The organism is Stakelama flava (genome assembly GCF_019351405.1).
GTDB lineage: Bacteria > Pseudomonadota > Alphaproteobacteria > Sphingomonadales > Sphingomonadaceae > Sphingomonas > Sphingomonas flava_A.
Map to the genome: position 1 here is coordinate 22,748 of NZ_JAHWZX010000008.1, position 13,840 is coordinate 36,587.

The 13,840-nt window shown below is 63.6% G+C and carries 12 protein-coding genes; 7 read left to right on the forward strand and 5 right to left on the reverse strand.

The genetic code is table 11. The annotated features are described in order from the left end of the window. Window positions 1-37 precede the first annotated feature (37 nt). From KY084_RS09690 to KY084_RS09710, 5 genes are all read left to right on the forward strand, one after another. Window positions 38-649: a TetR/AcrR family transcriptional regulator gene (locus KY084_RS09690; RefSeq protein WP_219238265.1), complete on the forward strand. Its 612-nt coding sequence runs from the start codon at window positions 38-40 to the stop codon at window positions 647-649. Between the two features lie 362 nt (window positions 650-1,011). Then, complete coding sequence (locus KY084_RS09695) at window positions 1,012-1,419, forward strand: hypothetical protein (RefSeq protein ID WP_246587037.1); 408 nt, start codon at window positions 1,012-1,014, stop codon at window positions 1,417-1,419. Then, a complete protein-coding gene (locus KY084_RS09700) occupies window positions 1,416-2,684 on the forward strand; it encodes an efflux RND transporter periplasmic adaptor subunit (RefSeq protein WP_246587038.1) in 1,269 nt (422 codons plus the stop codon). Before KY084_RS09695 ends, KY084_RS09700 begins: the two co-directional genes overlap by 4 nt. Window positions 2,685-2,846: 162 nt before the next feature. Beyond that, window positions 2,847-6,026, forward strand: a complete 3,180-nt coding sequence (locus tag KY084_RS09705) for an efflux RND transporter permease subunit (protein ID WP_219238266.1) — start codon at window positions 2,847-2,849, stop codon at window positions 6,024-6,026. 12 nt (window positions 6,027-6,038) lie between these two features. Continuing rightward, complete coding sequence (locus KY084_RS09710) at window positions 6,039-7,463, forward strand: efflux transporter outer membrane subunit (protein WP_219238267.1); 1,425 nt, start codon at window positions 6,039-6,041, stop codon at window positions 7,461-7,463. Window positions 7,464-7,829: 366 nt separating this feature from the next. On the opposite strand, the gene KY084_RS09715 is transcribed toward KY084_RS09710, so the two are convergent. After that, on the reverse strand, window positions 7,830-8,105 hold the full coding sequence (locus tag KY084_RS09715; protein WP_219238268.1) for a DUF3175 domain-containing protein: 276 nt from the start codon (window positions 8,103-8,105) through the stop codon (window positions 7,830-7,832). A 58-nt stretch (window positions 8,106-8,163) separates the two neighbouring features. Next, on the reverse strand, window positions 8,164-8,706 hold the full coding sequence (locus tag KY084_RS16595) for a hypothetical protein (RefSeq protein ID WP_219238269.1): 543 nt from the start codon (window positions 8,704-8,706) through the stop codon (window positions 8,164-8,166). Window positions 8,707-8,809: 103 nt separating this feature from the next. On the opposite strand from KY084_RS16595, the gene KY084_RS09725 reads away from it, so the two are divergent. Continuing rightward, on the forward strand, window positions 8,810-9,229 hold the full coding sequence (locus tag KY084_RS09725) for an alpha/beta fold hydrolase (RefSeq protein ID WP_246587039.1): 420 nt from the start codon (window positions 8,810-8,812) through the stop codon (window positions 9,227-9,229). A 9-nt stretch (window positions 9,230-9,238) separates the two neighbouring features. Here KY084_RS09725 and uvrB read toward each other — a convergent pair whose 3' ends face one another. Then, a complete protein-coding gene (gene uvrB, locus KY084_RS09730) occupies window positions 9,239-11,437 on the reverse strand; it encodes an excinuclease ABC subunit UvrB (protein ID WP_219238378.1) in 2,199 nt (732 codons plus the stop codon). Window positions 11,438-11,497: 60 nt separating this feature from the next. After that, window positions 11,498-11,914, reverse strand: a complete 417-nt coding sequence (locus KY084_RS09735; RefSeq protein ID WP_219238270.1) for a hypothetical protein — start codon at window positions 11,912-11,914, stop codon at window positions 11,498-11,500. Window positions 11,915-12,167: 253 nt separating this feature from the next. On the opposite strand from KY084_RS09735, the gene KY084_RS09740 reads away from it, so the two are divergent. Beyond that, on the forward strand, window positions 12,168-13,460 hold the full coding sequence (locus KY084_RS09740) for a chloride channel protein (protein ID WP_246587040.1): 1,293 nt from the start codon (window positions 12,168-12,170) through the stop codon (window positions 13,458-13,460). On the opposite strand, the gene KY084_RS09745 is transcribed toward KY084_RS09740, so the two are convergent. Then, window positions 13,461-13,796 carry a hypothetical protein gene (locus KY084_RS09745; RefSeq protein ID WP_219238271.1) on the reverse strand — a complete coding sequence of 112 codons (336 nt, stop codon included), beginning with the start codon at window positions 13,794-13,796 and terminating at the stop codon, window positions 13,461-13,463. Window positions 13,797-13,840: the final 44 nt, after the last annotated feature.

Consider the following 13,840-nt stretch of genomic DNA (forward strand, 5'->3'; position numbering starts at 1 on the left):
TGCGGCAAGATGCCCGGACGATTATATACCGACTGTTATGGAAATGAAAATCTGCACGCAGGCGAAAGGCCGTCCGCGAGAATTCGACGTGGACGAGGCGCTGGCTGCTGCGCTGCGCATCTTCTGGAGCAAGGGCTATGAAGGCGCTTCGCTCACCGAACTCACCCATGCGATGGGGATTACCAAGCCCAGCCTGTACGCCGCATTCGGCAATAAGGAGCAGTTGTTTCGCAAGGCGCTCGACCTGTATGAGCGCGAAAAACTCGCCTATACGCGCGCCGCGCTTGATGAACCGACACTTCGCGCGGTTGCCGAACGGTTTTTACGCGGGGCGCTTGCCATGCAATGCAGCGACTGCGAACCGCGCGGTTGTCTGGGCGTGATCAGTTCGGTCGCGTGCGGGGACGAGGCGGAAGCGATCCGCGAGGAAGTAATCGCCCGGCGTGTTTCCTCCCGCCAGGCGATTATCGACCGGTTCGAAAAGGGGAAAGCTGATGGCGACCTGCCCCCCGATGCTGATGCCACGGCGCTGACCAATTATTTGATGACCGTGCTTCAGGGCATGGCGGTTCAGGCAAGCGCGGGGGCAAAACGCGAGGAACTTGAATGCGTTGTCGACATGACGCTGGCCATGTGGCCGGGACGCTGATCTTCGCACTTGCAAAAAATACCGGCCGGTACAAAAATCACTCTTGACGTTGTTCATCCTCGATTTATATACCGCTCGGTACGAAACAAGCTGAGGGGAAGCGCGATGCACCATTGCCCCGACCCGGATTACTACGAATACTGACGGGCGACGCTGCCGACCGGTAGCGATCGCTCTATTGGACTAGGTTGCGCCCGGCCCGCCGGGTGGACCGTCTTTCGACATTTTTGATGCGCACAAGCATCGCTTGCCGCCCGGTGCCGCGGCGGCGAACGGTCTTGCGCGCGCCACTGACGGAACGGTGCCACCGTTCCCGGACGGGAAAAGCGTGTCCGCGCCGCTTCCCGGCAACAGGGAGAAGCATGATGGCGTATCTCGATTTTTCGCAAACCGAAACGGGAACTGCGGCCTTCGCCGGCCAGCCTCGCAAGAGCATCGACGAGAACCCGGCGAAAGCCGCGCTGTCGCCGCTGGAATGGTCCGTCGTCGCGCTGGCGCAGAATGACCGGCTGTCCAGCCTGAAACGACCCGGGCGCATCGCGCTTGCCATGGGGCGGGTATTCCAACCGCGCACCAATCCCGAACTGGCCGATCCGAAGCTGGAGGCGCTTCGCCGCATCGCGGTGATCGCATGGCATCGCGGCTATGCCATCGCTTCCCACGAAATCAATGCATTCATGGCCGCCGGCTTCAGCCTGGCGCAGTATGAACTGGTGCTCGCCAGCATCAGCCGCAGCCGCAATGCACGCAATCAGCGAGCCCTACCATGAATATGCCCGAACGAATCGAACCTCATCAGCAGGTGGACAAGGCCGAGACCGGCCGCGGCACGGGCTGGCGTCGCGGCGCGTTGATCGCCGTGCCGTTGGCGCTTCTCGTCTGGGGCGGGTGGGAACTGACCCACGACGCCGGTCCGGCGCAGGCCGCCCCTCCTCCGCCCACCGTGACCGTCGCGACGCCGCTGGTCCGTCCGATCAACGAATTTGACGATTATGTCGGCCGGTTCGCAGCATCCAAAACGGTCGATGTGCGGCCGCGCGTGTCGGGTGAAATAACCGGCGTGCATTTCAAGGACGGCGCGATCGTGCACAAGGGCGACCTGCTGTTCACCATCGACCGGCGTCCGTTTCAGGCGGCGCTGGCCGAAGCGCAGGCGCGTGTAGCGAGTGCGAAGAGCGACCTTGCGCTCGCCAAGGCCGACCTTTCGCGTGCGCTGAAGCTGGTCGATGTCGATGCGGTGTCGCAAAGCCAGATCGATCAGCTTCGCGCCAAGCAACAGGCGGGACAGGCGGCGCTTGCCGCGGCTGAGGCCGATGTACGGGCACGGTCGCTTGACCTGAGCTTCACCAGCGTTCGCGCACCGATCAGCGGGCGGGTATCGGATCGTAAGGTGGATGCCGGCAATCTGGTCGGCGGCGGCGAGGGCGGGCAGGCGACGCTGCTCACCACGATCAACGCACTCGACCCCATCTATTTCAGCTTCGATGCGTCCGAGGGCCTGTTCCTGAAGACCAAGCGCGCCGCTGACGCAGGGGAAAAGCCCTCCACCGTCGATATCAAGCTGCAGGACGAGAACCAGTATCGCTGGCACGGGCGGCTCGACTTCACCGACAACGGGCTGGACCCGGATTCGGGAACGATCCGCATTCGCGCGGTGGTGAGCAATCCCAAGCTGTTCCTGACGCCCGGCATGTTCGGCGATGCCAAATTGTCGAGCGGCGGCACGAGCAAGGCGCTGCTTATCCCCGATTCGGCGATCACCACCGATCAGGCGCGAAAGCTGGTCATGACCATCGGCAAGGACGGCAAGCCGCAGGCGACGCCGGTCGAACTCGGTCCCGTGGTTCAGGGGCTGCGGGTTATCCGAAGCGGGCTGACCGCCGATACGAAGGTCATCATCAGCGACCCCGAGCTTGCCCAACCGGGTAGTCCGGTGAAGCTGAAAGCGGGCCGGATCACGCCAGTGAACGACGGCCAGTCGCCGCCCGCTGTCGCCGATCCGACTGCCGGCGGGGCGAGCTTCGCCGCGAGCTAGCAGTTAAGCGCAGCGCATTTCATTCCGTTGGTGCTGAGCAGGGTCGAAGCATCGTCCTTCCTTGAAGTCACAGAAGGACGGCCCTTCGACTACGCTCAGGGCAGGCGGAACCTTAAAGATTGATCGGAGCCGCAACGGCTCCGCAGGACAGGAGCGGGCATCATGCGCCTCTCACGTTTCTTCATCACGCGACCGATCTTCGCTGCGGTGATCGCGATCGTCATCACCATCGTCGGCGCCATCGCCTATCTGGGCCTGCCGGTGTCGCAATATCCCGACATCGTTCCGCCCACCGTGACGGTCACCGCCAACTATCCCGGCGCAACCGCGCAGACCGTGGCGGACACGGTCGCGGCACCGATCGAGCAACAGATCAACGGCGTCGACGACATGCTCTACATGTCGTCCGAATCGACCGGCGACGGCAAGCTGACGATCACCGTTACGTTCAAGATCGGAACCGATCTCGATGCGGCGCAGGTGCTGGTGCAGAACCGCGTGGCGATCGCCGAACCCAATTTGCCCGAAGCGGTGCAGCGGCAGGGCGTGGTGACGCAGAAGACGTCGCCCGACTTCCTGATGGTCGTCAATCTGGTGTCGCCGGACAATTCGCTCGATCGCGGCTATATCTCCAACTATGCGCTGACCCGCATCCGCGACCGGCTGACCCGCATTGACGGGGTGGGCGATGTGCGCCTGTTCGGCAGCCGCGATTATGCGATGCGCGTATGGATCGATCCCGGCCGGGCGGCCGCGCTCAACCTGACGGCGGGCGACATCGTCGATGCGCTTCGGTCGCAGAATGTGCAGGTCGCGGCGGGCACGCTGGGCCAACCGCCCTATGATCAGGGCAACGCGTTTCAGGTGAATGTCGAGGCGCAGGGCCGCTTCGCCGATCCCGATCAGTTCGCGAACATCATCATCAAATCGGGCGACAATGGCCAGCAAGTGCGTGTGCGCGACGTCGCCCGCGTCGAACTGGGCGCGGCGGATTATTCGTCGAACACCTATCTGTCGGGCAAGCCCACCGTCATCATGGCGGTGTTCCAGCGCCCCGGATCGAACGCACTCGCCGCCGCGCAGGCGGTAAATGCCGAAATGCAGAGCGTATCGAAAGATTTCCCCAAAGGACTGGAATACAAGGTCATCTATAACCCGACCGAGTTCATTTCGCAGTCGGTCGATGCGGTGATGCACACGCTGTTCGAAGCGGTGATCCTGGTGGTGCTCGTCATCGTCGTGTTCCTTCAGAAATGGCGCGCCGCGATCATCCCGGTGGTGGCGATTCCGGTATCGCTGATCGGAAGCTGCCTGGTGCTTGCCGCGTTCGGCTATTCGCTCAACAACCTGTCGCTGTTCGGCATGGTGCTTGCCATCGGCATCGTGGTCGACGACGCGATCGTCGTAGTTGAAAATGTCGAGCGCAACCTCGAACGCGGGCTTGCGCCGATCGAAGCCGCCAAGACATCGATGGACGAAGTGTCGGCGGCGCTGGTGGCGATCGTGCTGGTGCTGTGCGCGGTGTTCGTGCCGACGCTGTTCATGTCCGGCCTGTCGGGCGCGTTCTATCAGCAGTTCGCGGTAACGATCGCGACCGCCACCGTCATATCGTTGGTGCTGTCGCTCACCCTCTCGCCCGCGCTTGCGGCGCTGCTGCTGCGCGCGCACGACCATCGCGGCGAACGCCACTGGATCGTGCGCCAGCTCCACCATGCCGGCGACAGGTTCAATCGCGGATTCGAACGGATGAGCGAGGGCTATTCGCGGCTCACGCGCACGCTGGTGCTGCGTCCGGTCGCGATGATGCTGACCTATGCCGGGCTGATCGCTGCGACGGCCGGGCTGTTATGGGCGACGCCAACCGGGTTCATCCCTGCGCAGGATCAGGGATATTTCCTGACCGTTATCCAGTTGCCGCCCGGTTCGTCGCTGGAACGCACCGACGCCGTCATGCAGAAGGTGGCGAAGCGCATCCTTCCCATTCCGGGGGTCAAGGGATCGGTGATGCTGGCCGGGTTCGACGGCCCGTCGCAGACGCTCGCGCCCAACGCCGCCGCCGCCTATGTCCCACTGGAAAGCTTCGAAAAGCGTAAGGAACTGGGCGTCAGTTTCCAGGATATCATGGCCGAGGCGCAGAAGCGCACCGCCGACATCAACGAGGCGCGGCTGATGATCGTCCCCCCGCCGCTGATTCAGGGAATCGGCTCCGCCGGCGGCTATCGCATGATGGTAGAGGATCTGGGCGATCAGGGGCCACAGCAACTGGCCAAACAGACGTTCGGGATCATCGGCAAGGCGAACCAGACCGAAGGCCTTCGTCAGGTTTACACCTTCTTCAACACCGCGACGCCGCGGATCTTCGCCGATATCGACCGGCGCAAGGCGGATATGCTGGGCGTCCCACCGGCGCGCGTGTTCGAAGCGCTGTCGGTCTATCTGGGATCGGCCTATATCAACGATTTCAACCTGTTGGGGCGCACCTATCACGTCACGGCACAGGCTGACGCCGCGCATCGCGCGACCGAAGCGGATATCGCCAACCTGAAGACGCGTTCCAATTCCGGCGCGATGGTGCCGATCGGATCGGTGGCGACGTTCGACAGCAAGACGGGGCCGTATCGCGTCACGCGCTACAATCTGCACCCCGCCGTCGCGGTCGATGGCGATACCGCACCGGGATATTCATCGGGCCAGTCGCTGGTGACGATGGAAAAACTCGCCGATCAGACATTGGCCGAAGGATATGGCCATGAATGGACCGGTATCGCGTTCCAGCAAAAGCTGGCGGGCAATACGGCAGCCGTGATCTTCGCGCTTGCGGTGGTGTTCGTGTTCCTGGTGCTTGCCGCGCAATATGAAAGCGTGGTGCTGCCGTTGGCGATCATCCTGATCGTGCCGATGTGCCTGCTCGCCGCCATGCTGGGCGTAAACCTGCGCGGCATGGACAATAATGTGCTGACCCAGATCGGGCTGATCGTGCTGATCGCGCTTGCCGCGAAGAACGCCATTCTGGTGGTGGAATTCGCACGACAGGCGGAGGATGAGGACGGGTTGTCGCCGGTCGATGCGGCAGTGCGCGCCGCGCGCGACCGGCTTCGCCCGATCCTGATGACCAGCTTCGCCTTCATCCTTGGGTCGGTCCCGCTGGTGATCGCAACCGGGGCTGGTGCAGAACTTCGCCAGGCGCTGGGAACCGCGGTGTTCTTCGGGATGCTGGGCGTCACCGGTTTCGGCCTGCTCTTCACGCCGACCTTCTACGTCGTCTGTCGCGCGCTGGGCGACCGGTTGTCGCGCCGCCGTTCGCGGCCCGATGCCGATGCCGCGATACAGCCCGCAGAATAGGAGTATTCTTCCATGTTCCGCACGATGATGACCTCGCTATCCGCGCTGGCGCTCGCCGCCTGCGCGGCGGGGCCGGACTATGTTGCGCCAGTCCCTCCGCAGACGGCGTCCGGCCCCTTCATCGCCGCCGATACCGAAGCGGTGACCGCCCGCCCGGTCGATCCCGACTGGTGGCAACTCTATGACGACCCGGTTCTGAACGGGCTGGTCGAGGACGCGCTTGCCGCCAACACCGATATCCGCGTTGCGGTCGCGAGAATCGCGAAGGCGCGCGCGGGGTTGAAGGCGGCGCGCGCCAACGAACTGCCCTCGACCGACATCGGCGCGAGCGCGACCTATGGCCGGCTTCCCGAAAGCCAGCGCCTGCCCGGATCGGACGCCGAAGACTGGGCGATCGATGCCGGAATTGACGTTGCCTATCAGGTCGATCTGTTCGGCCGCGTATCGCGCGATGTCGAAGCCGCAAAGGGCGATGTCGGCGCTGCGCAGGCCGATGCCGAAGCGGTTCGCGTTGCGGTGGTCGCCGACACGACCCGCGCCTATGCCGATGCAGCGTCATCGGCCGAGCGGCTGGCCGTCGCGCGGCGCATCGTCGACCTGCTCGACCAGTCGCTGACGCTTACCCGCAAACGCCATGACGCCGGGCTTGCCAACGGGCTGGACACCGCGCGCATCGCGGCGCTGCGCAATCAGCGCGCAGCCGATGTCCCCGCGCTCGCCGCGCAACGCGATGCGGCGCTGTTCCGGCTGGCGACGCTGACCGGGCGCGCGCCCGCCGACCTGCCCCCGATCGCGGCGGAACGGCAGACCACCATGGCGCTCGACAAGCCGATCCCGGTCGGCGACGGGCAGTCGCTGCTTGCCCGGCGGCCCGATGTTCGCGCGGCCGAACGGCGATTGGCGGCTGCAACCGCGCGGATCGGAGTGGCGACCGCCGATCTGTATCCCAGCATTTCGCTGGGCGGACAGGTGGGATCGACCAGCACGTCGTTCAGCGACATTTTCGGTGCAGGGCCATTGCGCTGGCTGCTTGGGCCGCTGATCAGCTGGTCCTTTCCCAACCAGAGTGCGGCGCGCGCGCGCATCGCCAGTGCTCGCGCCGACAGTCAGGAAGCGCTTGCCAGCTTCGACGGAACGGTGCTCACCGCGCTGCGCGAAACCGAAACCGCGCTGTCGGCCTATGCCCATGATCTCGAACGGCGGCGCGCCTATCAGGCGGCGTATGACGAGGCGCAGCGCGCCGCGACGATCACCCGCGCACAGCAGCGTGAAGGCGCGGTCAACTCGCTCGACCTCCTTGATGCCGAACGGACGTTCGCCGACGCCCAGGCCGACCTTGCCACGATCGATGCCCGGATTTCGGGCGACCAGATCGATTTGTTCGAAGCGCTGGGCGGCGGCTGGCAGCGTCCATCCGAAAGCGTGGCCGCGCGTTGAGTGCCCGGCGGAAATAAAAAGGGTCGCCGGATCCGCAAACGAATCCGGCGACCCGAAGCATGGTCAGCGGCCGGAAGCTCCAGCCCGGGAGACCATGCGAGCCGCGCGTGAATCGCGTCGCCGGAACGTTGGTCAGGAAAGGATTTTCCCCGCTCCGACGCCGTTCACTTGCCTAGCGGCGCGTCTCCCGAACGAACTGAACCGACCCCATTGCTGAACCATGAGACATCGGATCACCTCCTTTCGCTAGTTGAAAACGTTCGCACCCCTTCACGGTGCACAGCCATGCTGAATCATCGCGATTCGCAGAACAAGTCTTGTATTTATGCGTAAAGCCGGTCAGATTCGTTCGCCTGTGCCCGGCACTCAGTCGCGACCGAATTCGTGGCGCAACGAATTTTTGGCCGCCTCCAGCACGTTTTTCTGCTTCGCATCCAGGTCCTTGCCCGCGCGGTTGATGTAGAAAGTCAGCATCGACATCGCCGCCTGATAGTCCGATCCTTTCTTGCGCTCGCTAGCCTGTGCCGATTTTTTCAGCGATTTCGCAATTGCGTCCGGGTCGTTCCAGGTGAACACGCCCTCTTCCAGATCGAGCGCGTCGGACGTTTCGGTCACGTCTTGCGACCATTTGTCGTTGCTCATCACAGCTCTCCTTATCCTCGTCGCGCGAACGCACGAGAACGAGAAGTGGCTCCGGCGGTCAGCGGCAGTCTTCGGTAACGCGAAGCACCTCTGCCCAAGATGGGATGACGAGCGTGCGCATCGGGGCCATTTCGACGATGAAGCGGCCCCGGCTGAACCCCATTGCGTCGAGGATGCGGTCATTCGCCGCCAGCATCACCGTCATGTACTCGGACGATCCGCGGGTCGGGCTCGCGCTGAGTTGACGCGTTTCGGAACTGGTGCGGATGGTCATCGGCAATGCACGCGGCGCCGCGCCCTGACGCGAGAGGTAGATTCGGCGCTGCTGCCTGTCGCACCGCATGGTGAATACCGCAGCGCTTCCCGCCTGCCCATAGGATGCGATCGATCCGCGCGAATCCTGCTGATATGTCCAGTTCCCCGGCGTCAGCGGCCAATCGCGCCAGTCGCCGGTGGGTTGCGGAACCGGCGTGGGAGCCGGTGTCGGAACGGGCGTCGGGGCCGGTGCCGGGGCAACGGGCGGCGGCTCCGCATTGGGAACACAGGCGGAGGCGGCGATCGCAAGGCCAAGGGCCGAGGCGATATGGTTCAAACGGCGCATGCCGTCAGCTTATGCAGGGCGCGCCGCCGCCCCTCAAGAGCGAAAGCGATGGAATCCGCCCTGTGGATCGGGCAAGTCCTGCCATGGAAAGGGAATTCACGCCATGCCCACCGCATTTTTGCTGCCGTTGCTTCTGGCCGCGCAGCCCGCCGATACGCCTGCCGCAACGCCGCTGGGGGCAGACCTCGAACGCTTCGATTATGGCGCGCCGGTCCATTGGTTCGAAACGCAGGCGCAGGGCGGCACGGTGCGCATGGCATATCTCGACCTCGCACCGCAGGGCCATGCGAACGGCCACACCGGGGTGCTGTTCCACGGCAAGAATTTCTGTTCGGCGACCTGGCTCGACACTGCAAAAGCGCTTGCCGCGCAGGGCTATCGCGTGATCTCGCCCGATCAGATCGGCTTTTGCAAATCGTCCAAACCGGTGGGGTTTCAGTACAGCTTCGCCGCGCTCGCCACGTTGATCGAAGCGCCCGCCCGGTTTCAGCGCGTGCTGCTCGATACGCTGAAGCAGCCCTGAGAGTAGAACCTACCCCTTTCGCCGCGAACCGCCGCCGAACTTCTTCTGCACCTTGCCATAGCGGGTCTTGCGCGTGCCGGGCTTGCCCTCGTTCGACCGGCCCATGACCGGCGCCTTGCGCTCGGCCTCGGGCAAGCCGAGCTCCTCGGCCTCCAGTTCGCGAATCTGGTCGCGAAGCCGCCCCGCCTCCTCGAACTCCAGGTTCGCGGCGGCGTCGCGCATCTTGCCTTCCAGTTCCTCGATATAGGCGCGCAGATTGTGGCCGACCATGTGCGGGCGGTCGTCCTCCAGATCGACTGTCACCTGATCCTTCGACGCGACATGCGCGATGATGTCGCCGATATCGCGGCGGATCGTCTGCGGCGTGATGCCGTGCTCCTTGTTATACGCCTCCTGCTTTTCGCGGCGGCGACCGGTTTCGTTCAGCGCGCGCTCCATGCTGCCGGTCATCCGGTCGGCATAGAGGATCACGCGCCCGTCGACATTGCGCGCGGCGCGCCCGATCGTCTGAATGAGCGAGGTTTCGGACCGCAGAAACCCTTCCTTGTCGGCATCAAGGATCGCGACCAGCCCGCATTCGGGAATGTCCAGCCCCTCACGCAGCAGGTTGATGCCGACAAGTACGTCGTACACGCCCATGCGAAGGTCGCGGATCAGTTCGATACGCTCAAGCGTCTCGACATCCGAATGCATGTAACGGACCTTCACCCCCGCTTCGTGCATATATTCGGTCAGGTCCTCCGCCATGCGCTTGGTCAGCGTGGTGACGAGCGTGCGATATCCCTGTTCCGCGGTTTTCTTCGCCTCCTGTATCAGGTCCTGCACCTGTTCCTCGACCGGCTTGATCTCAACCGGCGGGTCGATCAGCCCGGTGGGGCGGATGACCTGTTCGGCGAATACGCCGCCGGTCTGTTCCATCTCCCAGCCGCCGGGCGTTGCCGACACGCTCACCGTCTGCGGGCGCATCGCGTCCCATTCGTTGAAACGAAGCGGCCGGTTGTCGATGCAGCTCGGCAAGCGGAAGCCATATTCGGCCAGCGTGATCTTTCGCCGGTGGTCGCCGCGCGCCATCGCACCGATCTGCGGCACCGTCTGGTGGCTTTCATCGACGAACAATACGGCATTCTCGGGCAGATATTCGAACAGGGTCGGCGGCGGTTCGCCGGGCAGGCGACCGGTAAGGAAGCGGCTGTAATTCTCAATCCCTGCGCAGCTTCCGGTCGCGGCAATCATCTCAAGATCGAAATTGGTCCGCTGCTCCAGCCGCTGTGCCTCCAGCAATTTTCCTTCGGCCTGCAACTCCTTCAACCGCTCGCCAAGTTCGTGGCGGATCGCGCCCATCGCCTGTTTCAGCGTCGGCCCCGGCGTGACATAATGCGAATTGGCGAAGACGCGGATCTTGTCGAGGCTCGCGATCTTCTGTCCGGTCAACGGATCGAATTCGGTGATCTCCTCGATATCGTCACCGAAAAATCCGACGCGCCAGGCGGTATCTTCATAATGCGAGGGGAAGATTTCCAGACTGTCGCCGCGCACCCGGAAATTACCGCGGGCGAAAGCGGCGTCATTGCGCTTATATTGAAGCGCGACCAGCTTGCGGATGATCTCGCGCTGATCGACGGTATCGCTCTTCTTGATGTCGAAAATCATCGCCGAATAGGTTTCGACCGACCCGATGCCGTACAGGCAGGAAACCGATGCGACGATCAGCACATCATCGCGTTCGAGCAGCGCGCGGGTCGCCGAATGCCGCATCCGGTCGATCGCCTCGTTCGTACTCGATTCCTTTTCGATATAGGTGTCGGAGCGCGGCACATAGGCTTCGGGCTGATAATAGTCATAATAGCTGACGAAATATTCGACGGCATTCTCGGGAAAGAAGCTTTTGAACTCGCCGTAAAGCTGCGCGGCGAGAATTTTGTTCGGGGCAAGGATCAGCGCCGGACGCTGCAACTCCTCGATCACCTTCGCCATGGTGAAGGTCTTGCCCGATCCGGTGACGCCCAGCAGCACCTGATCCTTTTCGCCCTCGCGCGCCGCGCCGACCAGTTCGGCGATCGCCGTCGGCTGATCACCCGCCGGTTCATATTCGCTGACCAGCCTGAAGCGCTTGCCGCCCTCCGCCTTTTCGGGGCGCGCGGGGCGGTGGGGGATGAAGGTATCGCCGGTTTCGGGTTCGTCCAGCGTGGTTCTGATCTGAATGGCCATCACGCGATCATATGGGGTGCTGCCCATGCGATCCCAAGCACGGTGTGCGAAGCGTTCGCCTCAGTCGCTCCGGCGATAGGCGACTCGCCACATGGCAAGCGCGATCGTCGCGGCGATACCGGCGAGGATCAGGCTGGTCGCGAGCGCGCTGATCCAGCGATAGACCAGCGTTTGCGTATCATCGGAAGGCGTTCCCAACAGGCCGAACCCACGCGTTTGTGCGGCGAGAAACAGGAAGAACACGATTCCCGCACCCGTGATCGCCGCGGCAACCGGGCCGCGCGCGCCGATGCGGTGCAGGATCAGCCAGACCGGCCCGGCGCAGGCAGCGATCGCGATCATGCCCATCAATGTTCCCGCAAGCCAGGCGAGAAAGAGCGCACCCAACGCACCCTTTCCGCCATTGGCGACCAGCGCAGCGACGATCAGACCGACCAGCGCGCCGCCGGTCGCAATCGCGAATCCCGAACGTTGCACATCGGTTTGGTAACGCGGCCCTCGCCATGGCATGATTATTAAAGCCCCTGTGCCCCCGCAGCCGATTACCAGTCAAAACACCCGCCGGAAAAGCGAAAAGGCGCTCGCCATCCTCGCCCGGGCGCCGTCGTGCGCGTCTTGCAACGAAAGTTTCGCAAACGACTTTGCCCCAAAGCCATTCGCGCGATAGTAGGGCCGCCATGCGCCGCACCCCGTCCACCCCCAAGCCGTAGATGAAAAGCCCTTCCCGCCCATGAAAAGGCTTACCCGCCGCCGCGCCCGCGCGCTTATTCGCCGCCATGGACCGCAATCGATGGTCTTTCGCAGGCGAGTCGCCATTGGCGGCGGCGCGGTATCGGTGGGCCTCTTCGCGCTGATCTTTGCCAGCGCGGCGGACGAAGCGAGCAGCCTGTTCCTCGATATCGTTCGCGAACATCCCTATTTGCCGCTGCTGCTGACGCCGCTGGGCTTCGTGGCAATCGCCTATGTCACCAAACATGTCGCGCCCGAAGCGCGCGGATCGGGCATTCCGCAGATCATCGCGGCGAAGTCGAATCCATCGGAAGCAGTCAATTCGCTGATGTCGATGCGCACCGCGGCGGTGAAATCGGTGCTGACGCTTGCCGCATTGCTGTGCGGCGCGTCGGTGGGGCGCGAGGGCCCGACGGTTCAGCTCGCCGCCGGCGTGATGGCCGCGTGGCACCGGCTGATGCAGGCGCCGATGCGCGCGTCGATGGTAATCGCCGGGGGCGCGGCGGGCGTGGCGGCGGCGTTCAACACCCCGCTCGCCGGAATCGCCTTCGCGATCGAGGAACTTGCCGCTGCATATGAACAGCGAATGACGCTGCTGGTCATGACCGCCATCCTGATTTCGGGCATGGTCGCACAAGGCGTTGCGGGCGATTATATCTATTTCGGCGTCACCGGCGCATCGATGCCGTTCAAGAGCGCGCTGGTCATCGTGCCGCTGGCGGGCATGGTCGGCGGATTTCTGGGCGGGCTGTTTTCGCGACTGCTGCTGCTCGCCGCACGGGCGGACAATACGCCGATGCTGTGGATGCGCCGGAACCCGATGTATGCCGCAGCGATCTGCGGTGCGATCGTCGCGGTGCTGGGCGTGCTGACCAACCTGACCTGGGGCACCGGCTATGCTCCGGCGCGTGCGATGATCGAAGGCGTGCATGCGCCGTTATGGTTCGGCCTCGCCAAGTTCATCACCACCGCCGCCACCGCGATCGCCGGCCTTCCCGGCGGCATTTTCGCACCCAGCCTCGCCACCGGGGCGGGGTTCGGCAACCTGCTTCGCTGGGTCTTTCCCGGCGAACCGGCAAGCGCGGTGGTGCTGGTCGGCATGACCGCCTATTTCACCGGGGTGGTGCGCGCGCCGCTGACCGCGGTGATCATTATCTCTGAAACCACGGTGAGCCGGGGACTGATGCTGCCGATGCTCGGCGCCGCGCTGATCGCCGACCAGTCGAGCCAGCTGGTTTGCCGCGACCGGCTGTACCACGCGCTGTCGGCGACGTTCACCACGCGCGAGAGCTGATCAACAGCTCGGTTTTGCGGCCGTGCGATATCTCACATTCACTGTCGTCTTGCCGTCATTGCGATCAAGCATGACGAACATCATGAGTTCGGGTTTGTGAACGAACGATAACGGTCGGAAATCCGGTATTGCGGGGTTGCGAGACGTTGTCATCGTAGCGTGCGCAGATTTCCCCTCTGCCTCGTAGAACGCTTCTACCTCATCTTCTGGATCGCGCGTAATGAGGCTATATCGCGTATAACAACGCTCATGCCCGACAGCGGAGATAAATGTCGCATTCGGATAGGGCGCGCCAAATCCGGCGGTAGCTGATGCGGTACTGAGCAGGGCATTCATCGAGCGAGACCTTCCCAGAGATCAGAACATCAGAATAGATATCT